The following is a 19,024-nucleotide window of genomic DNA, read 5'->3' as shown; positions in this document are numbered from 1 at the left end:
GCGACACATAACAAATGTGGGAGGGGGCTTGCCCCCGATTGCTGAGTGTCAGTCATTGCTTTGGTGGCTGACCCACTGCTATCGGGGGCAAGCCCCCTCCCACATTTTTTGATCTCCAGTGCTTGGGAGATCGGGTTACATCAGAACGCCGGCTTGATCGCGCCTTTGTACTTCTCTTCGATGAATTGCTTCACTTCAGGGGTGTGCAGGGCTGCTACCAGCTTCTTCACCGCGTCGGAATCCTTGTTGTCTTCGCGGGTCACCAGAATGTTCACGTAAGGCGAGTCGTTGCCTTCGATCACCAGGGCGTCCTTGGACGGATCCAGCTTGGCTTCCAGCGCGTAGTTGGTGTTGATCAGCGCCAGGTCGACCTGGGTCAGCACGCGCGGCAGGGTGGCGGCTTCCAGTTCGCGGAATTTGAGCTTCTTATCGTTGCCAGTGATGTCCTTGATGGCCGACAGGATATTGGTCGGGTCCTTCAGGGTGATCAGGCCGTTCTTGGCCAGCAGCAGCAGCGCGCGGCCGCCGTTGGTGGCGTCGTTCGGGATCACCACGTTGGCACCGTCAGGCAGGTCGGCCAGCTTCTTGTACTTGCTGGAGTAAGCGCCCAGTGGTTCCAGATGCACGGCGCCGACGCTCACCAGGTGAGTGCCCTTGGCTTTGTTGAACTCATCCAGGTACGGCTGGTGCTGGAAGAAGTTGGCGTCCAGGCGTTTTTCCGCGACTTGTACGTTGGGCTGCACGTAGTCGGTGAAGACTTTGACCTGCAGATCTACGCCTTCTTTGGCGAGGGCAGGTTTCACGAACTCCAGGATTTCCGCGTGAGGAACCGGCGAAGCGGCGACCGTGATGGTCTCGGCGTGGGCGGAAAACGCGGCAACGGCGGCGAAAGCAACCAGTAGTTTTTTCATCCAACAAGCTCCTTGTTCGGGCATGGGCCGGCGGGGGCCGGCCATGGCCGTTATTTTCGAGAAAAGTGCACCACCAGCTTGTCGCCGACGGTTTGCAGAATTTGCACCAGGATCAACAGCATCACCACCGTGACCACCATCACATCGGTCTGGAAGCGCTGGTAACCGAAACGGATTGCCAAGTCGCCCAAGCCACCGGCACCGACCACACCGGCCATGGCCGTGTAGGACACCAGTGTAATCGCCGTCACCGTAATCGCTGCGAAAATGCCCGGACGGGCTTCGGGCAGCAAGGCATTGGTGATGATCTGGCGCGTGCTGGCCCCCATGGATTGGGTGGCTTCGATGATGCCGCGGTCCACTTCACGCAAGGCGGTTTCCACCAACCGCGCAAAGAACGGCGTCGCGCCCACGACCAGCGGCGGAATCGCACCCGCCACACCCAGCGAAGTGCCGGTGAGCAGCACGGTGAACGGGATCATCACGATCAACAGAATGATGAACGGCAGCGAGCGCAGAATGTTCACAATCAGCGACAGCAGCGCGTACAGGCCCTTTTGCTCGAACAGTTGGCGCGGGCTGGTCAGGAACAGCAGCACACCCAGCGGCAGGCCGAGCACCACGGTGAAGAACAGCGAGCCGAACAGCATGGTCATGGTGTCGCCCGTGGCCAGCCAGATTTCAGACCAGTCGATATTGGCGAAGAAACTCATCAGGACTTCCATTAGCGCAGGACCTCCATGTGGACGTCGGCGGCGGTGAAGCGTGCAAACGCGGCTTCCATGTCACCACCGGTGACGGCGAGGGTCAGTTGCCCGTAAGGGATGTCTTTGATGCGGTCGATACGACCGGCCAGGATGCTGTAGTCCACCCCCGTTTCCCGGGCGACGGTACCCAGCAATGGTGCGTAGGTCGCTTCGCCCTGGAATGTCAGGCGCACGATGCGGCCCGGCACGTGGGCGAAGTCATCGTGTTGCTCGCCTTCGTCGACCTGCTCGGCTTCTTGCACGAAGCGTTTAGTGGTCGGGTGCTTGGGGTGCAGGAACACATCGGCCACCGAGCCTTGCTCGACGATCACGCCGGCGTCCATCACGGCTACTTGGTCGCAGACGCGGCGGATCACGTCCATTTCATGGGTGATCAGCACGATGGTCAGCTTCAACTCGCGGTTGATCTCGGCCAGCAGTTGAAGCACCGAAGCGGTGGTTTGCGGGTCAAGGGCACTGGTCGCTTCGTCGCACAGCAAAATCTTTGGCTTGGTCGCCAGGGCGCGGGCGATGCCGACGCGTTGCTTCTGGCCACCGGACAACTGCGCCGGGTATTTCTTGGCGTGGTCGGACAGGCCGACGCGGGCGAGCAATTCGGCCACTCGCAGGTCGATGTCCTTGCGCGACAATTCGCCGGCCAGGGTCAGCGGCAGCGCCACGTTGTCGGCGACGGTCTTGGAGGCCAGCAGGTTGAAGTGCTGGAAGATCATCCCGACCTGCTGGCGGAAACGGCGCAGGCCGTTGGCATCCAGGGCGGTAACTTCTTCGCCATCCACCGTGATCTTGCCGCCGCTCGGTTCTTCGAGGCGGTTGATCAGGCGCAGCAGGGTGCTTTTGCCCGCACCAGAGTGGCCGATCAGGCCGAATACCTGGCCGTTTTCGACACTCAAGCTGGTGGAGTGCAGCGCGGGAATATCCTTACCGGCGACGCGGTAGGTTTTATGGACGTTTTGAAACTCGATCACGTAGCGAACCTTGTGGGGCGCATGGAAAAGGGATCAGCGGTTAGCCGGGCGCGCATTTTAGCCTGTCCGTATAGCGTTTCTTAGCATTTATTTCGCATTCAACCTTTGATTTGGCAATAACGCGATCAAAGGTCATAAAAAAGGAACGGCCCAAAACCCCATCAGTCACTACTTAAGCAACTCGATTTCCCAGGTGCCGTGCCTGGGGTTTTGCTCAAACGAGCCGGGGACCGCTCTGGCCACTTTGAATAAGGAGTTTTGTCTGATGAGTACCAAGAAGCCAGCCACCCCGCCGAAGAGTGAACTCGCGGGCACCGATACCCTCGACCGTGGCAACACCAACGCCAAGCTGCAGGCCCTGGAGGAATTCCGTTCCGATGCGACCGGCCAGGCCCTGCGTACCAACCAAGGCGTCAAGATTTCCGACAACCAGAACACGTTGAAAGTCGGCTCCCGTGGCCCATCGCTGCTGGAAGACTTCATCATGCGTGAAAAAATCACGCACTTTGACCATGAGCGCATCCCGGAGCGCATCGTGCATGCCCGTGGTACGGGTGCCCATGGCTATTTCCAGACGTATGAGAACCATTCGGCGCTGACCAAGGCCGGGTTCCTGCGTGACCCTGGGCATAAAACCCCGGTGTTCACGCGCTTTTCCACCGTGCAGGGCCCGCGTGGCTCGGGTGATACGGTGCGCGACGTACGGGGCTTTGCCGTGAAGTTTTTCACCGAAGAAGGCAACTTCGATCTGGTGGGCAACAACATGCCGGTGTTTTTCATTCAGGACGCGATCAAGTTTCCTGACTTCGTGCACGCCGTTAAGCCTGAACCGCACAACGAAATTCCTACCGGCGGATCGGCACACGATACGTTCTGGGACTTCGTTTCGTTGCAGCCCGAATCTGCCCACATGGTGATCTGGGCAATGTCTGACCGCGCCATTCCAAAAAGCCTGCGCAGCATGCAGGGCTTTGGCGTGCACACCTTCCGCCTGGTGAATGCCGAGGGTCAATCCAACTTCGTCAAATTCCACTGGCGCCCTACGGCGGGTACTTGCTCGCTGGTGTGGGACGAGGCGCAGAAGCTGGCCGGTAAAGACACTGACTACCATCGCCGCGATCTGTGGGAAGCCATTGAGATGGGCGACTACCCTGAGTGGGAATTGGGCGTGCAGGTTATTCCTGAGGACAAGGAGCATGCCTTCGACTTCGACATTCTCGACCCGACCAAACTGATTCCCGAAGAGCTGGTGCCCATCACCCCATTGGGCAAGATGGTGCTCAACCGCAACCCGGATAACTTCTTTGCTGAAGTCGAACAGGTGGCATTCTGCCCAGGGCATATCGTGCCGGGTATCGACTTCTCCAATGACCCACTGCTGCAAGGTCGACTGTTTTCCTACACCGATACGCAGATCAGCCGACTGGGTGGCCCGAACTTTCACCAGCTGCCGATCAACCAGCCTGTGACACCGCTGCATAACAACCAGCGCGACGCCATGCACCGCAGCACCATCGACAAAGGGCGTGCGGCTTACGAGCCAAACTCCATCGATGGTGGCTGGCCGAAAGAAACCCCGCCGGCGGCGCAGGATGGCGGTTTTGAGTCTTACCCTGAGCGTATTGATGCGCACAAGATCCGTGAGCGCAGCGAGTCGTTCGGCGATCACTTCTCCCAGGCGCGCCTGTTCTTCCGCAGCATGAGCAAGCACGAGCAAGAGCACATCATCGCGGCTTATAGCTTTGAGTTGGGCAAGGTGGAGCGTGAGTTTATTCGCGCGCGCCAGGTCAACGAGATCCTGGCCAATATCGACCTCGAACTGGCCAAGCGCGTGGCCCAGAACCTGGGGCTGCCAGCACCGACCAAAGGCACTGTACCGGAGCGCAAAACCCAGCCGGAGCGCTCGCCAGCATTGAGCCAGGCGAACCTGCTGCCGGGCGATATCAAGACGCGAAAAGTGGCGATACTGGCGGCCAATGGTGTGGACGGCGTGGCGATTGCCGCGTTGAAGAAGGCGCTGGAAGCGGAAGGTGCTCACGCCAAACTGCTGGGGCCGACCTCGGCACCGGTGAAGACGGCCGATGGCAAGAGCCTGCCGGTGGATGCGTCGATGGAAGGCATGCCGTCCATTGCGTTTGATGCGGTGTTCGTGCCGGGTGGGAAAGAGTCGATCAAGGCGTTGAGCGGTGACGGTGTGGCGCTGCATTTCGTGCTGGAGGCGTACAAGCACCTGAAGGCGATTACCGTCGCCAGTGATGCGAAGCCATTGCTCGATCTGTTGAAGCTTGAGGCGGATGCAGGGCTGATCGTCGGGTCGGATGCCAAGGCGTTCAAGGCGTTTTTTGCCGCGATCGGCCAGCATCGGGTCTGGGATCGGGAGCCTAAGGCCAAGGCGATTCCGGCTTAAGTCTTTGGTTGTTTGTTAGATCGTCATCGGGGGCAAGTCGAATCGTCGCTCCGCCCCCGATGCTCTTACTCCGCTTTGCGCGGAATCAGCACAACCTGCGCCGGAATATTCTTCAGAATCTGCCGGTGAATCTTCAGGTCATACCCCGAATCGATACGCTTCACCCGTTTGGTCAGCAAGGTGGCCAGCCACGGGTAATCCTCTGTGCGCGGTGCCTGGATGCTCACATCGCACTGGTAATTCACCACATCGGTGGCAATTGCATCCAGCTGGTGGCGCAGTTCTTCGATATGGGTGAGGTTCAGCGCCACGGTCGTGCTCGGTGCCGACGGGTCGATGACCTTGGCGGCGGGCTTGGCTTCGGCGGCTTTCAGGGCGGCCTCGGCTTTGTCCAGCTCGGCTTTGCGGGCGTGGGTGATTGCGCTGTTTACGCCGCCGGTGAGTGCGGGTGCCTTGGGCATCAGGGCGCGGGCACGGCTGAGGGCGGTGGCGGCGGCGTTTACGTCACCTTTTTGCAGCACGATCTGACTGCGCTGCAGATAGGCTTCGGCCAATTGACGCTGGTAGGTTTCCAACGCCGGGTCGTTGGGCGACTGGGCCTGTAGCGCGGCTAACTGGTCTTCGGCGGTGGCCAACTCGCTGCTGGCCAGGTTTTGCTCCAGCTGTGCAATGGCCACAGCGCGTGCGTCCGGGGCCTCGGGGGCAGCGGGCGGTGTGCTTTGACAGGCGCCCAGCAGCAGGGAAAATGCGGCAAGGAGCAGATAACGGGAGGTGAACGGCTTCATTCCTGCGACTCTCTATTTGCGCAAAAAGCGAGCAAGTCTACACCCCTCGACGGGGCAGGACAAAACTCAGCAAAAACAGGGCGGCGGCCGTGACCACAATCGATGGCCCGGCGGGCGTATCCTTGAACCAGGACAGCGCCAAGCCCCCGCACACTGCGAGCATCCCCAACAGGCTGGCGCCGATCGCCATTTGCTCCGGCGAACGGGCATGGCGCTGGGCAGCAGCTGCAGGAATGATCAACAGCGACGTGATCAACAATACGCCCACTATCTTCATCGCGACAGCAATCACCACGGCGATCAGCAACATCAGGGCCATGCGCAGGCTCGGCACCGGCAAGCCCTCGACCGTGGCCAGCTCTTCGTGCACGGTAATCGCCAGCAATGGGCGCCACAGGGCGACCAGCAATACCAGGACGGCCGCGCTGCCGCCGAGGATCCACGCAAGGTCGGTGGGGCTGATCGCCAGCAAATCGCCGAACAGGTAGGCCATCAAGTCGATGCGCACTTCGTGCATGAAGCTCAGCACCACCAGGCCCAACGACAGGGTGCTCGGCGCCAGGATGCCGAGCAAGGTGTCGGAAGCCAGCGGCTGGCGCTGCTGCAGCGTCACCAGCAGCACCGCCAGGAGCAGGCAGCCCACGGTCACGGCGATGGTGGGGCTGACATCCAGCAAGAAGCCCATGGCCACACCCAGCAGCGCAGCGTGGGACAACGTGTCGCCGAAGTAAGCCATGCGCCGCCAGACCACGAACGAGCCCAGTGGGCCCGCCACCAGCGCCAAAGCCAAGCCTGCCAGCAGGGCGTAGAGCAGAAAATCAGCCATGCTTGCAGCTATCTCCATGAACGTGGGTGTGAGGGGCAACGGGATCGTCGACCACGGCGCCATGCAGATCGTGGGCGTGGTCGTGATGGTGGTGGTAGATCGCCAGGCTTTGGGCATTCTTGCCGAACAGCTCGACGAAGGCCGGGTCGCCGCTGACCTGTTCCGGGTGACCGGAGCAGCACACGTGGCGGTTGAGGCACACCACTTGGTCGGTGGTGCTCATCACCAAGTGCAGATCGTGGGACACCATCAGCACGCCGCAGCCATGACGGTCGCGCAGCCGGGTGATCAGGCTGTATAGCTCGGCCTGGCCGGCGACGTCGACGCCTTGCACAGGCTCATCCAGCACCAACAGTTCCGGCTCGCGCAACAGGGCGCGGGCCAGTAGCACGCGCTGCATTTCGCCGCCGGAGATGCTTTGCACCGGGCTGTCGATCACCTGTTCAGCGCCGACTTCCTTGAGCGCAGCCTGGGCACGGGCGCGATCCACGCCTGGCACCAGGCGCAGGAAGCGCAACACGGAGAGTGGCAGTGTGGGGTCGACGTGCAGCTTCTGCGGCATATAACCGACGCGCAGCTTGGGTTTGCGCCACACGCTGCCAGTGTCGGGCTTGAGCAGTCCGAGCACGGCGCGTACCAAGGTGGTCTTGCCGGCGCCGTTGGGGCCGATCAGGGTGACGATCTGCCCAGGCTCAACGCTGAGTGCGATGTTATCCAGCACGGTTTGCCCGGCGAACGTGACCCCGACCTGCTCCAGGCGGATTAACGCGTTGCTCATCAAGCCCCCTGGCAGCCCGAGCACAGGCCGACCACTTCGACCGTTTGCCCTTCGACCCGGAAGCCGACATCGGCGGAGCTTTTGATGATGGCGTCGCTGATGCTTTTTTGTTCAAGCTCGATGGCGGCGTGGCACTCGCGGCAGATCAGGAACTGGCCCTGGTGCGCGTGCTCCGGGTGGCTGCAGCCGACGAAGGCGTTGAGCGAGGCGATGCGGTGTACCAGGCCGTTTTCCAGCAGGAAGTCCAGCGCGCGGTACACGGTCGGCGGTGCGGCGCGGCGGCCATCCTGCTCGCTGAGCACGCCGAGAATGTCGTAGGCGCCCAGCGGCTTGTGGCTCTGCCACACCAGTTCCAGCACGCGGCGCCGCAAGGCGGTCAGGCGCAACCCCTTCTGTGTGCACAGGGTGTCGGCCTCCGACAGCGCGGTATGCACGCAGTGAGAGTGGTCGTGGGGACGGCTGGCAAGCGGTGTTTTAGGCATGAGCGGCGACAGATATTTGATAGAGACGTTATTATGTTACCCGTTCCTACGCCATTGAGTGGTCATCGTGTCCCGACTTTTTCCCGTTTTTGTCGTATTTGTCACCAGTTTGTTCATTACTGGCGCCGCTCAGGCCGAGGTCAAGGTGCTGACCAGCATCAAGCCATTGCAGTTGATTGCCGCTGCTGTGCAGGACGGCGTAGCGGTTCCCGAGGTGTTGTTGCCGCCGGGTGCATCGCCTCATAACTACGCGTTGCGACCATCCGACGTACGGCGCGTGCAGTCGGTGGACCTGTTGTACTGGATCGGTCCGGATATGGAGAGTTTCCTACCACGCGTGCTGAAAGGTCGTACGGCCGCAACGGTGGCGGTGCAGGACCTACCGGGCATGAAACTGCGTCGATTCGCCGAAGATAGCCACTCCCACGCCGACGATGCCGACGAGCACGACCACGATCACCGTCCAGGCAGCCTGGATGCGCACTTGTGGCTATCGACCGTAAACGCTCGGGTGATTGCCGCGCGTATGGCGACTGACCTGGCGACAGCCGACCCGGCCAATGCCACGCGTTACCAGAGCAACGTGAAGGCCTTCGATGAACGCCTGGATGCCCTGGACGCGCGCTTGAAAGCCCGCCTGGCGCCGATTGATGGCAAACCTTACTTCGTGTTCCACGAAGCCTTCGATTACTTCGAAGACGCTTATGGGCTCAAGCATGCCGGTGTGTTCAGCGTTGCCGCAGAGGTACAGCCTGGTGCCCAGCACGTGGCGGCGATGCGTACGCGTTTGCAGGAAGTGGGCAAGACGTGCGTGTTCAGCGAGCCGCCGTTGCGCCCGCGTTTGGCTGAAACGCTGGTGGCCGGGTTGCCGGTGAAGCTGGCGGAGTTGGACGCGCTCGGCGGGTATACCCCGGCGACGGCTCAAGGTTATGAGCAGGTGTTGGAGAAGTTGGGGAATGACTTGGCCGGGTGCCTGGAGTCGTTGTAACAGACGGCGCAGGTCTAATGTGGGAGCTGGCTTGCCTGCGATTGCGGTGGGCCTGCGACGAAATTGCTGGCTGACCTGACGCTATCGCAGGCAAGCCAGCTCCCACATTGACCGAGTTGGGGCTTTAGAGGGCGAACGGTAGTTGGATCGTGACCTGCTGGCGTTGTGCCAAGCGGTGCTCGAACTCTGCCGGGTCATGGATCAACACATCCTGCCCTGCAAACGACTCGGCGGCGATCAGGCGTGACAGCCAGAACCGCACACACGCCACCCGCAACATCGTCGGCCACAGTTCGGCTTCCTTGGCAGTGAACGGTCGCAGGCCGGCATAGGCGCCGAGCAGCGCACGGGCGCGTTGCCCGTCAATCACGCCATCCGCGTCCGAGCACCAGTCATTCAGGGCGATTGCCACGTCGTAGAGCATCGGGCCAGAGCAGGCGTTGTAGAAGTCGATCAGGCCGGTGAGGTGCGTGCCTTCGAACATCGCGTTATCGCGGAACAGGTCGGCGTGCACATTGGCGCGCGGCAGAGCGAGGATCTGGGCCTTGTGCGCTTTGATCTCATTCAGCGCGTCTTGCAGCAGGCGCTGCTGTGCGTCGTTCAAGTGCGAAATCAACTGCGCGCCTTCGTTGAGCATCCAGTCCAGGCCGCGATCGGTCTTACGTTCCAGTACCTTCTCGCCTTGTGTCGCCAAGTGCAGGTGGCCAAGCAGGTCGCCGACCTGGGCGCAGTGCTGGGCGTTGGCGTCCTTGATGTGCTTGCCGGCCAGGCGCGGTTGCAGCAGGGCCGGTTTGCCTTTCAGCTCGCGCAGGGCCACACCGTCGGTGGTGCGCAGGGCGTAGGGCACGGGCAGGTCGGCGTCGTGGAGCACGTCGAGCAGTTCGATGAAGAACGGCATTTCCGCGACCGGGCCGCGTTCAACCAGGGTCAGGACGAATTCACCCTGCTCCAGGCTGATAAAGAAATTGGTGTTTTCGCTACCGGCGGCAATCCCCTGGAAGTCGATCAGGCGGCCGAGCCCGTAAGGGGCGAGAAAGGTTTCCAGCTCGGGCCGAGCCAGGGGGGTGAACACAGACATGGTTAAAACTGCCAGTACGGGCGCCGCGGTGTGCGGCGCCAATTGAAGTTAAGAAATCATTTCCATTCGAAGATCTTCCATGACGGGATCAGCATATCCGGCTGGTCAGAGCGTATGAAGTTCGCGTCGGTTCCGTCCGCGCGTACCAGGAAATACGGAGGTGCACCCTTCGGGGTGACCTTGATTGCGTACAGGAAACCGTTCTGACGGTATTCCTGGATGGTCTTGTCGCCTTCCGTGCGGATCGTAACTTCCGGATCACCCCCAGGGGCATCGTCTGCCGCCATGGCAGCCATCGGAGCGAGTGCAATCAAGCCGGTCAACAGCAGGCGATTGAATGTACGCATGATAACCTTGTCCCTTTGTCGTCATTGGTCCGGCTATTCTAGCGCCTGACCCGCCGAAAAGGTTGATTCTGCTCATGAGCCAAGCACCCCTCGTCCTGGTGGACGGTTCTTCTTATCTGTACCGCGCGTTCCATGCGCTGCCACCGCTGACCACCTCCAAAGGCCTGCCCACCGGCGCGGTCAAGGGGGTGTTGAACATGCTCAAAAGCCTGCGCAAGCAGTACCCGGACAGTCCGTTCGCGGTGGTGTTCGACGCCAAGGGTGGGACCTTTCGCGATGACATGTACGCCGAATACAAGGCCAACCGCCCGAGCATGCCTGATGACATGCGCCTGCAGATCGAGCCGCTGCACCAGAGTGTGATCGCCCTGGGCTTCCCGTTGTTGTGCGTCGAAGGCGTTGAGGCCGATGACGTGATCGGCACCCTGGCCCGCAGCAGTGCGGCCGCTGACCGTCCGGTGGTGATCTCCACCGGGGACAAGGACATGGCACAGCTGGTCGACGGGCACATTACCTTGGTCAATACCATGACCGGTAGCGCGATGGACATCGAGGGCGTGAAGGAGAAATTCGGTGTCGCTCCCGAGCAGATCATCGACTATCTGGCCTTGATGGGCGATTCGTCCGACAACATCCCAGGCGTCCCGGGCATTGGTCCGAAGACGGCTTCCGGCTTGCTGGTCGGTGTGAACGGTGGCCTTAAAGAGCTGTATGAACAGCTGGATATCGTGCCGACCCTGCCTATTCGGGGCGCGAAGACGCTGCCGGCCAAGCTGGAAGAGCATAAGGAGATGGCGTTCCTTTCCTACCAGTTGGCGACGATCAAGATTGATGTGCCGCTGGATGTGGGCCTGGATGACCTGCACCTGATTGAGCCGGACCGTGAAAAACTGCTGGAGCTGTACACGCTGCTGGAGTTCAAGAGCTGGTTTGATGAGATCCAGCGCGACGCCAAGCGGGTGGAGCTCAAGGCTGCGCCGGTTGTTGAGGACGTCGCTGAGGTAGCGGCGCCGGCGGAGGCGACCTACACCACGATCCTTGATCAGGCCACCTTCGACATCTGGTTGAAGAAGCTCAACGACGCGAAGCTGTTCGCCTTCGACACCGAAACGACCGGGATCGATGCCCAGCAGGCGCAGTTGGTGGGTGTTTCCTTCGCGGTGCAGCCCCACGAAGCGGCCTATATCCCGCTGACCCACGCCTACATCGGCGCGCCGGAGCAGCTGGATCGCGATACCGTGCTGCTGGCCCTCAAACCGCTGCTGGAAGACCTGACCAAGCTCAAGGTCGGCCAGCACGCCAAGTTCGACATGAACATCCTGGCCAATTGCGCCATCGGCGGCGACCCGGCGCACGGCATTACCGTGCGGGGTATCGCCTTCGACACCATGCTCGAATCCTATGTGTTGAACGCCACCGCAACGCGGCATGACATGGACAGCCTGGCCAAGAAGTACCTGGACTACGACACCGTCGCCTTCCAGGACATTGCCGGCAAGGGTGCCAAGCAGCTGACTTTCGATCAGATCGCGCTGGAGCAGGCTGGCCCTTATGCGGCGGAAGACGCCGATGTGACCTTGCGTCTGCACCAGGCGCTGTTTGCGCAACTTTCAGCCATTCCGAGCCTGGCGAGTGTGCTCACGGATATCGAGATTCCGTTGGTGCCGGTGTTGGCGCGTATTGAGCGCCAGGGTGCGCTGGTCGACAAGGACCTGCTGGGTATCCAGAGCATCGAACTGGGCAACAAGATGGTCGAGCTGGAGCGCCAGGCGTTCGAGATCGCCGGTGAAGAATTCAACCTGGGTTCGCCCAAGCAACTCGGGGCGATTCTTTACGAAAAACTCGGCCTGCCGGTACTGAAGAAAACCGGCAAAGGCCAGGCTTCAACCGCCGAAGAAGTGCTGGCAAAGCTGGCCGAAGATGACTACCCGCTGCCCAAGGTGCTGATGCAGTACCGCAGCATGAGCAAGCTGAAAAGCACCTACACCGACCGTCTGCCGGAACAGATCAACCCGCGCACCGGGCGTATCCACACGTCTTATCACCAGGCGGTGGCGGCGACCGGGCGTTTATCGTCCAGCGATCCGAACCTGCAGAACATCCCGGTGCGTACCGCTGAAGGGCGGCGGATTCGCCAGGCCTTCATCGCGCCCAAAGGCTACAAAATGCTGGCGGCGGACTATTCGCAAATTGAGCTGCGGATCATGGCTCACCTGTCGAAGGACGAAGGTTTGATGAACGCCTTCCGTCACAACCTCGACGTGCACACGGCCACGGCGGCCGAGGTGTTCAAGGTTGAGCTGGGTGACGTCACGTCTGATCAGCGCCGCAGCGCCAAGGCGATCAACTTTGGTTTGATCTATGGCATGGGCGCACAGAAGCTGGGCAAGGATATTGGCGTCGATACCAAGACGGCCAAGGCGTACATCGATGTGTATTTCGCCCGTTATCCCGGGGTTCGTGAGTACATGGAACGCACCCGCGCCCAGGCGTCCGATCAGGGCTACGTAGAGACCTTCTTCGGTCGCCGCCTCTACTTGCCGGATATCCATTCCAACAAGCCCCAGGAGCGCGCGGCGGCTGAACGCACTGCCATCAACGCGCCCATGCAGGGCACAGCGGCAGACATCATCAAGAAAGCCATGGTGCTGGTGGATAACTGGCTGACGGATTCAGGCCTGGATGCCAAGGTGATCCTGCAGGTGCACGATGAATTGGTGCTGGAAGTGCGTGAGGATCTGGTCGCGGAAGTCAGCGAGAAGATTCGCGAGCACATGAGTGCCGCTGCTCAGCTGGATGTGCCGCTGCTGGTGGAAGTGGGCGTCGGCGATAACTGGGACCAGGCGCACTGATCTCGGGGCTTTGCTGCCACTGTGGGGTGGTGGCAGAGTGCTTTAGTCCGGAAATCGCTGTCAGTTATTTCAAATAGTTTTTCGAACCTGCCGGAACTTAACCCGTGAATTGCCACTCAGAGTTACTGAATGGGTGGTGAAGCCCTTCAATGCTCCTATGTTGTGTTAAGTGTTGGCAGATATCTGGACCCCGCCCTAGCGGTCCGGAACTTGAACCCCGAACTTCCCCTCCCCATACGAAGTCCGGGGTTTTTTTTGCCTGCGCAAAAGTTACTCCGCGATCTCCGCGCCCTTGTCCGCCAATTCCATCCAGCCGGCCAGTACGGTGTAGGCGTCTTCCAGGCCCATGCGCTTGGGCGCCGAGAACAGTTGGATGGTGATCGCATCACCCCAGCCTTTACGGATTTCAGACTGCACTTTAAGCAACGTGTTTTTGGCGGCGCCGTAGGTCAGCTTGTCGGCTTTGGTCAGCAGGATATGCATCGGCATGCCGCTGGCAACTGCCCAGTCGAGCATCAGCAGGTCGAAATCGGTCATCGGATGGCGGATGTCCATCATCAGAATCAAACCCTTCAAACTCTCCCGGCCACCCAGGTAGGCCTCCAGGTGACGCTGCCAGTGCAGCTTCAGCGGGATAGGTACTTTTGCATAACCGTAGCCCGGCAGGTCGACCAGACGCCGATCATCGTCTAGCTTGAAGAAATTGAGAAGTTGCGTACGGCCTGGGGTTTTCGAGGTGCGTGCCAGGCTGGCGTGAGTCAGGGTGTTCAGCGCGCTGGACTTACCGGCGTTGGAGCGCCCGGCAAAGGCGACTTCAAAGCCCTCGTCATCGGGGCATTGGTCAACTTTGGCGGCGCTGAGCATAAACGTGGACTGTTGGCACAGGCCAAGGATGGGATTCTTGAGTTGCATGAGATTTCCGATGTGGGCGATGCCGAGAAAGGGTGCGGCAAGCGGTGTCGTTTCCGTTTCAGTAGCGCCAGTATATAATGCCGCAGATTTTGTGTGTGCTTTGTCCCAGCGAAGGATGAAGTTCACGGGAGCGAAAGACCTTTATTGCGCATTAGAACGCAAAACGCTCTCAAACCCTGAAATGGTCGACGTATGACCAAGTGGTTGCTCGCTATCGGTGTCCTGCTTCCGCTTTATGGCGCTCAGGCTACACAGGATCCGGAAGCGGTGTACAACCGAGTTTGCGTGGCTTGCCATGCCGGCCAGTTGCCGAATGCTCCGAAGCGGGGTGATCAGGCAGCCTGGGCGCCAAGACTGGCGCAGGGCATGGACACGTTGGTGCAACACGTGACCCAGGGTTTCAAGGCAATGCCGCCGCGTGGTTTGTGCATGGACTGCAGTACTGAGGATTACCAGGCCGTCATTGAGTTGATGGTGAGTAAACCCGGTAGATAACTCTTAAACCCCTTAGCCGTAGTTGGATTAGCTGATGAACAAACTGATCGTGAGTCTGCTGTTGACCTTGGGCATCACAGGCGCTGCCGTCGCTGCAGAGGGCCCCCTTAAAGGTGATGCCACTGCCGGTCAAGCGAAGGCCGCTGTATGTGGTGCTTGCCATGGACCGGATGGTAACAGCCCGGCGCCGAACTTCCCCAAACTGGCCGGCCAGGGTGAACGTTACCTGACCAAGCAACTGCACGACATCAAGGACGGCAAGCGAACGGTGTTGGAAATGACCGGCTTGCTGACCAACCTCAGCGATCAGGACCTCGCGGACCTCGCAGCGTATTTTGCCAGCCAGAAAGGCAGTGTGGGAGCTGCTGATCCGAAACTGGTGGCCCGTGGTGAGAAATTGTTCCGCGGCGGCGACCTGGAAAAAGGCCTGCCAGCCTGCACCGGCTGCCATTCGCCCAATGGCGCGGGCATAGCTGCCGCCGGCTTCCCGCACCTGAGTGGCCAGCACGCGACCTACATCGCCAAACAGTTGACCGATTTCCGTAAGGAAGAGGCAGGGCGAGCTAACGACGGCGACGCAGCGATCATGCGTACCATTGCGCGCAAGCTGAGCGATGAAGACATTGCAGCGGTCTCCAGCTATATCCAGGGCCTGCACTAACATGCCTGCAACGTTAACACTCGATTAATCCAGCGATGCAAGCATAAAAAGGGTGGCTTAGGCCGCCCTTTTTTGTGGCCGGTGCCGTTACACTAACGAACTCATGCCCGCGCAGACCTGTCACAACAAAGGTCGCGTGAGGCGACTTTATTTGTCCAGGAGTAAAGCATGCGTAATCTGATCCTCAGCGCCGCTCTCGTCACTGCCAGCCTCTTCGGCATGACCGCACAAGCTGCCGACGTGCCGCTTGAAGCCGGTAAAACCTACGTTGAATTGGCTAACCCGGTTCCGGTCTCGGAGCCAGGCAAGATCGAAGTGGTGGAGCTGTTCTGGTATGGCTGCCCGCATTGCTACGCCTTTGAGCCGACCATCAACCCATGGGTCGAGAAGCTGCCTAAAGACGTGAACTTCAGACGTATCCCTGCCATGTTCGGTGGCCCATGGGATGCCCACGGCCAGCTGTTCCTGACCCTGGAAGCCATGGGCGTGGAGCATAAGGTCCACAACGCGGTATTCGACGCGATCCAGAAACAAGGCAAACGCCTGACCAAACCAGACGAAATGGCTGACTTCGTGGCCACCCAAGGTGTCGACAAGGACAAGTTCCTGGCCACCTTCAACTCCTTCGCGATCCAGGGCCAGATCAAACAGGCCAAGGAGCTGGCGCAGAAGTACGGCGTGCAGGGCGTTCCAACCATGATCGTCAACGGCAAATACCGTTTCGACCTGGGCACCTCCGGTGGTCCTGAGCAAACCCTCAATGTTGCCGACCAGCTGATCGCCAAAGAGCGCGCAGCCAAGTAAGGGGCTCATCATGCGCCGCTGGGGTACCGAACGCGTGGTTGGCCTGCATGATCCGCAGGTCAACGAACATCACCTGGAGTCCACGGGGTTGCCGCCGGACAGCCGCTTGCGGCTGCTCAGCTTCAATATCCAAGTGGGGATCAGTACCGAGAAATACCGTCACTACCTCACCCGTGGCTGGCAGCACCTGCTGCCCCACAACGGGCGGGCCGGCAACCTGCAAAAGATTGGCAACCTATTGAATGACTTCGATCTGGTTGCGCTGCAGGAAGCCGACGGCGGCAGCATGCGTTCCGGTTACATCAATCAGGTGGAGCACCTGGCCCAGCTCGGCGCGTTCCCCTATTGGTACCAGCAACTCAATCGCAACCTCGGGCGCCTGGCGCAGCACAGCAATGGTGTGCTCAGTCGCCTGAAGCCCTCCGCCATTGAAGACCACCCGCTGCCAGGCCCCAAGGGCCGGGGGGCGATCCTTGTGCGTTTTGGCGAAGGCCCAGAGGCGCTGGTGGTGGTGATGATGCACCTGGCGTTGGGTGCGCGCACCCGCACGATGCAACTGGCCTACATCCGCGAGCTGATTGGCGGTTACAAACACCAGGTACTGATGGGTGACATGAACACCCATGCCAATGACCTGTTGTTGAATTCTCCGTTGCGCGACCTCGGGCTACTGGCTCCGCAAGCCGAAGCCACATTCCCCAGCTGGCGCCCGCAACGCTGTCTTGACCATATTCTGCTCAGCCCTACCCTCACACTCGAGAGTGTGCAGGTGCTGGCGCAGCCCATCTCCGATCACCTGCCGGTCGCGGTAGAGATTCGTCTGCCGGGTTCGCTCACGGCTGATGCATTACCCGCGTTGAGCCCCGGCCCTCGCGGACCCCTTGCATGAGCGACGACGCCCAGCGCTGGAAAGAGAAATACCTCAAAAGCATCGAGCAACAAGAAAAGCTCGAACGCCGTTGGGCAGCCCGCCTCGACCTGCTACGCCGTGGGCTGGTGCGCAGCACGCTGGCCGCTGAAGGCACTGACCGCGCCGTCGACCAGTGCATGAAGGAAATGCGTGACGTTGTCCGTACAGATGATATGGACGCCGCCCTCGCCGCCTTGCTGCCGCGCCTGGAAAAAGCCGTGCTGGATTCGGAGCAGCGCCGTGAAACCCGGGTCGACCAGATCAGCACCGCGCTGACGTCCCTGGTTACCCAGCTGCAAAAGTTGCCATTACCGCGTGAGGTTGCCCGGCCGCTTAAGACGTTCGCCAAGCAGTTGGACGGCCGAGTCAGCCAGGCACGTGAGATCCCCTTGCTGCTCAGCGAGTTGAGTGGCCTGCAGGGCCAGGCGCTGAACAACCTGGAGCCGGACGGCGAAACCACACGCCCGGGGCCGGGGCTTTTGCAGCGCCTGTTTGGTTCCAAAGACGTCGCGACCGAGCCGGAGGCCAGCGAATCAACAGCTGGCCCGGCACCGCAACCCGTGGTGGCCAAGCCTGTCGCCGAGCCCCAACCGCCCGAACAGTCCGAGGAACTGACGCAAGCCTTGCGCGCCTTTGCGCCGCCGCCTCAGGAAAAGGCTGCCCCCGCAGTTGAGTCGGCCGCGCCGGCCAAGGTGGCGGACGCTGTCAGTGAAACGTTTGTATACGAGGCACCGCCTCAAGCTGAGCCCGTTGAAGCGTCCGTAGCACCCGTAGCGCATGTCGAGCGGGAGCTTCCGACAGAAGAGCCGGCACCGGAAAGCGCCCTTGCCGCCTTTATCGAAACGCCTGACGTTCAGGTCGAAACGCCGGGTGAGACCACCATCGGCAGCCTGTCGCTCCCTCCTGTGCTGGAGGTCGAGGAGTCCGACCCCGACGAGCTGCAAGCGGACGGCACGTATGCCTTACCTGATTCGCCGGAGCCGTCCTACAGCTCGGTAGCCAAGCATATTGAAGACACTCTGCTCGGGCTGCTGGAGGAGTTGTCGCTACCCGAGCGTCACCGGCCCCAGGCCGAGGCCATGCGTGAGCGTCTGGCGCACGGCCTGAACTGGTACGAACTGCTACCGATCCTCGACGACCTGGCCGTCTTGATGCTGGCAATCACCGACAGCGGCCAGCACGAATTCGAGGCTTACCTCAAGCAGCTCAACGAGCGTCTCGAAGCGTTCCAGGGGCATTTGCAGGTCGCCAGCGACGGCCATGCCGATAGCCGTTCGGCCGCCCGTGAGCTGGACACGCAGATCCGCGAACAGGTCGATGGCCTGCAAAGCAGCGTGCAGGAGGCCGCCGATCTGGAAAGCCTCAAGCACGTATTGGAAAGCCACCTCGAAGGTCTTCTCGGCACCATGGACGAGCACCAGCAGCAGCGTGACCAGCGAGAGCAGGAAACGGCAGCGCGACTGAAAGGCTTGGCCGAGCGGGTTGCCAATATGGAGCAGGAAGCCCAGGGCTATCGCGAGCATTTGGAGGTGCAGCGCCAGAAGGCCTTGATCGATCCGCTCACTGGCCTGCCCAACCGCGCCGCCTGGAGTGAGCGGCTCGATCACGAGGTCAACGCCTGGCATCAACGGGGTAACAGCCTGTCGCTGGCGATGCTGGACTTGGATCACTTCAAGCGCATCAACGACGGCTACGGCCACCTGGCTGGCGACAAGGTGCTGAAGATCATCGCCAACGTATTGCGCAAGCGCCTGCGGCCGACCGACTTTATCGCGCGTTTCGGCGGTGAAGAGTTCGTGTTGCTGATGCCCGACTCATCCCTCGCGGATGCCCTGGCGGCAGTTGAAGTGTTACGCGGCGCGATTGAAGCCTGCCCGTTTCACTTCAAGGGCGAGCCAGTGACAATCACTGTGTCCATGGGGGTGGCGCAGTTCCAGCCGGGAGAGCGCAGTGAACTGGCGCTCAAACGCGCGGATGCGGCCTTGTACCGGGCCAAGGCCGCAGGCCGAAACCAAGTGCAGGCCGCCTAAAAAATGTTCCATTTTGTAATTTGACG

Annotated in this window: 18 protein-coding genes; 8 read left to right on the top strand and 10 right to left on the bottom strand. The window is 60.8% G+C overall.

Annotated features, from left to right (window positions below; genetic code table 11):
- Positions 1 to 140 precede the first annotated feature (140 nt).
- From AC3ZU9_RS14720 to AC3ZU9_RS14710, 3 genes are read right to left on the bottom strand one after another with little or no spacing between them, the layout of a single operon-like run.
- Positions 141 to 911 carry a MetQ/NlpA family ABC transporter substrate-binding protein gene (locus AC3ZU9_RS14720; RefSeq protein ID WP_490090891.1) on the bottom strand — a complete coding sequence of 257 codons (771 nt, stop codon included), beginning with the start codon at positions 909 to 911 and terminating at the stop codon, positions 141 to 143.
- Positions 912 to 961: 50 nt separating this feature from the next.
- Entirely contained in the window at positions 962 to 1,636 is a 675-nt protein-coding gene (locus tag AC3ZU9_RS14715; RefSeq protein ID WP_012721514.1) for a methionine ABC transporter permease, read from the bottom strand.
- Positions 1,636 to 2,643, bottom strand: a complete 1,008-nt coding sequence (locus tag AC3ZU9_RS14710) for a methionine ABC transporter ATP-binding protein (protein ID WP_012721515.1) — start codon at positions 2,641 to 2,643, stop codon at positions 1,636 to 1,638. Before AC3ZU9_RS14710 ends, AC3ZU9_RS14715 begins: the two co-directional genes overlap by 1 nt.
- 244 nt (positions 2,644 to 2,887) lie before the next feature.
- Between AC3ZU9_RS14710 and katE the strand changes: the two genes are divergently transcribed.
- Positions 2,888 to 5,050: a catalase HPII gene (gene katE / locus AC3ZU9_RS14705; RefSeq protein ID WP_255611140.1), complete on the top strand. Its 2,163-nt coding sequence runs from the start codon at positions 2,888 to 2,890 to the stop codon at positions 5,048 to 5,050.
- 65 nt (positions 5,051 to 5,115) lie between these two features.
- On the opposite strand, the gene AC3ZU9_RS14700 is transcribed toward katE, so the two are convergent.
- Genes AC3ZU9_RS14700 through AC3ZU9_RS14685 form a run of 4 tightly spaced genes read right to left on the bottom strand, consistent with a single transcriptional unit; the run spans position 5,116 to position 7,921 of the window.
- Positions 5,116 to 5,835 (bottom strand): PA5502 family lipoprotein, encoded by a 720-nt coding sequence (locus AC3ZU9_RS14700; RefSeq protein WP_102061258.1) that lies wholly within the window; start codon positions 5,833 to 5,835, stop codon positions 5,116 to 5,118.
- 37 nt (positions 5,836 to 5,872) lie between these two features.
- Positions 5,873 to 6,661, bottom strand: a complete 789-nt coding sequence (gene znuB, locus AC3ZU9_RS14695; RefSeq protein WP_012721518.1) for a zinc ABC transporter permease subunit ZnuB — start codon at positions 6,659 to 6,661, stop codon at positions 5,873 to 5,875.
- Positions 6,654 to 7,439 (bottom strand): zinc ABC transporter ATP-binding protein ZnuC, encoded by a 786-nt coding sequence (gene znuC / locus AC3ZU9_RS14690; protein ID WP_012721519.1) that lies wholly within the window; start codon positions 7,437 to 7,439, stop codon positions 6,654 to 6,656. The genes znuB and znuC overlap by 8 nt, the downstream gene beginning before the upstream one ends.
- Positions 7,439 to 7,921 carry a Fur family transcriptional regulator gene (locus tag AC3ZU9_RS14685; protein ID WP_012721520.1) on the bottom strand — a complete coding sequence of 161 codons (483 nt, stop codon included), beginning with the start codon at positions 7,919 to 7,921 and terminating at the stop codon, positions 7,439 to 7,441. The genes znuC and AC3ZU9_RS14685 overlap by 1 nt, the downstream gene beginning before the upstream one ends.
- Positions 7,922 to 7,979: 58 nt before the next feature.
- Between AC3ZU9_RS14685 and AC3ZU9_RS14680 the strand changes: the two genes are divergently transcribed.
- On the top strand, positions 7,980 to 8,909 hold the full coding sequence (locus AC3ZU9_RS14680; RefSeq protein WP_012721521.1) for a zinc ABC transporter substrate-binding protein ZnuA: 930 nt from the start codon (positions 7,980 to 7,982) through the stop codon (positions 8,907 to 8,909).
- 124 nt (positions 8,910 to 9,033) lie between these two features.
- Here AC3ZU9_RS14680 and AC3ZU9_RS14675 read toward each other — a convergent pair whose 3' ends face one another.
- Together AC3ZU9_RS14675 and AC3ZU9_RS14670 are read right to left on the bottom strand one after the other, a co-directional pair.
- Positions 9,034 to 9,987, bottom strand: a complete 954-nt coding sequence (locus AC3ZU9_RS14675) for a homoserine kinase (RefSeq protein ID WP_012721522.1) — start codon at positions 9,985 to 9,987, stop codon at positions 9,034 to 9,036.
- Positions 9,988 to 10,043: 56 nt separating this feature from the next.
- Entirely contained in the window at positions 10,044 to 10,334 is a 291-nt protein-coding gene (locus tag AC3ZU9_RS14670) for a DUF2782 domain-containing protein (protein ID WP_012721523.1), read from the bottom strand.
- 74 nt (positions 10,335 to 10,408) lie between these two features.
- Here AC3ZU9_RS14670 and polA point away from each other — a divergent pair, with 74 nt between their 5' ends.
- Complete coding sequence (gene polA / locus AC3ZU9_RS14665) at positions 10,409 to 13,186, top strand: DNA polymerase I (protein WP_490090890.1); 2,778 nt, start codon at positions 10,409 to 10,411, stop codon at positions 13,184 to 13,186.
- Positions 13,187 to 13,456: 270 nt separating this feature from the next.
- Here the strand turns inward: polA and yihA are convergent, their stop codons facing one another.
- On the bottom strand, positions 13,457 to 14,098 hold the full coding sequence (gene yihA / locus AC3ZU9_RS14660; protein ID WP_042943980.1) for a ribosome biogenesis GTP-binding protein YihA/YsxC: 642 nt from the start codon (positions 14,096 to 14,098) through the stop codon (positions 13,457 to 13,459).
- Positions 14,099 to 14,290: 192 nt separating this feature from the next.
- On the opposite strand from yihA, the gene AC3ZU9_RS14655 reads away from it, so the two are divergent.
- From AC3ZU9_RS14655 to AC3ZU9_RS14635, 5 genes are all read left to right on the top strand, one after another.
- Positions 14,291 to 14,593 carry a c-type cytochrome gene (locus AC3ZU9_RS14655; RefSeq protein ID WP_012721526.1) on the top strand — a complete coding sequence of 101 codons (303 nt, stop codon included), beginning with the start codon at positions 14,291 to 14,293 and terminating at the stop codon, positions 14,591 to 14,593.
- A gap of 34 nt (positions 14,594 to 14,627) precedes the next feature.
- Entirely contained in the window at positions 14,628 to 15,254 is a 627-nt protein-coding gene (locus AC3ZU9_RS14650; RefSeq protein ID WP_046035882.1) for a c-type cytochrome, read from the top strand.
- Positions 15,255 to 15,422: 168 nt separating this feature from the next.
- Positions 15,423 to 16,058: a thiol:disulfide interchange protein DsbA gene (dsbA, locus tag AC3ZU9_RS14645; RefSeq protein ID WP_010207835.1), complete on the top strand. Its 636-nt coding sequence runs from the start codon at positions 15,423 to 15,425 to the stop codon at positions 16,056 to 16,058.
- Between the two features lie 7 nt (positions 16,059 to 16,065).
- Positions 16,066 to 16,947, top strand: coding sequence for an endonuclease/exonuclease/phosphatase family protein (locus AC3ZU9_RS14640; RefSeq protein WP_163825872.1), 882 nt, complete (start codon positions 16,066 to 16,068; stop codon positions 16,945 to 16,947).
- On the top strand, positions 16,944 to 18,998 hold the full coding sequence (locus AC3ZU9_RS14635) for a GGDEF domain-containing protein (protein ID WP_046035884.1): 2,055 nt from the start codon (positions 16,944 to 16,946) through the stop codon (positions 18,996 to 18,998). Before AC3ZU9_RS14640 ends, AC3ZU9_RS14635 begins: the two co-directional genes overlap by 4 nt.
- Positions 18,999 to 19,024: the final 26 nt, after the last annotated feature.

It is taken from the genome of Pseudomonas sp. A39, assembly GCF_058145955.1.
Note: the sequence above shows the minus strand (reverse complement) of the source record. Positions and strands in the feature narration are given on the sequence as shown.

Coding starts and splice junctions, on each gene's coding strand:
- AC3ZU9_RS14720 (WP_490090891.1), bottom strand. CDS start 911: ATGAAAAAACTACTGGTTGCTTTCGCCGCCGTTGCCGCGTTTTCCGCC.
- AC3ZU9_RS14715 (WP_012721514.1), bottom strand. CDS start 1,636: ATGGAAGTCCTGATGAGTTTCTTCGCCAATATCGACTGGTCTGAAATC.
- AC3ZU9_RS14700 (WP_102061258.1), bottom strand. CDS start 5,835: ATGAAGCCGTTCACCTCCCGTTATCTGCTCCTTGCCGCATTTTCCCTG.
- znuB (WP_012721518.1), bottom strand. CDS start 6,661: ATGGCTGATTTTCTGCTCTACGCCCTGCTGGCAGGCTTGGCTTTGGCG.
- znuC (WP_012721519.1), bottom strand. CDS start 7,439: ATGAGCAACGCGTTAATCCGCCTGGAGCAGGTCGGGGTCACGTTCGCC.
- AC3ZU9_RS14685 (WP_012721520.1), bottom strand. CDS start 7,921: ATGCCTAAAACACCGCTTGCCAGCCGTCCCCACGACCACTCTCACTGC.
- AC3ZU9_RS14675 (WP_012721522.1), bottom strand. CDS start 9,987: ATGTCTGTGTTCACCCCCCTGGCTCGGCCCGAGCTGGAAACCTTTCTC.
- AC3ZU9_RS14670 (WP_012721523.1), bottom strand. CDS start 10,334: ATGCGTACATTCAATCGCCTGCTGTTGACCGGCTTGATTGCACTCGCT.
- polA (WP_490090890.1), top strand. CDS start 10,409: ATGAGCCAAGCACCCCTCGTCCTGGTGGACGGTTCTTCTTATCTGTAC.
- yihA (WP_042943980.1), bottom strand. CDS start 14,098: ATGCAACTCAAGAATCCCATCCTTGGCCTGTGCCAACAGTCCACGTTT.
- AC3ZU9_RS14655 (WP_012721526.1), top strand. CDS start 14,291: ATGACCAAGTGGTTGCTCGCTATCGGTGTCCTGCTTCCGCTTTATGGC.
- AC3ZU9_RS14650 (WP_046035882.1), top strand. CDS start 14,628: ATGAACAAACTGATCGTGAGTCTGCTGTTGACCTTGGGCATCACAGGC.
- dsbA (WP_010207835.1), top strand. CDS start 15,423: ATGCGTAATCTGATCCTCAGCGCCGCTCTCGTCACTGCCAGCCTCTTC.
- AC3ZU9_RS14635 (WP_046035884.1), top strand. CDS start 16,944: ATGAGCGACGACGCCCAGCGCTGGAAAGAGAAATACCTCAAAAGCATC.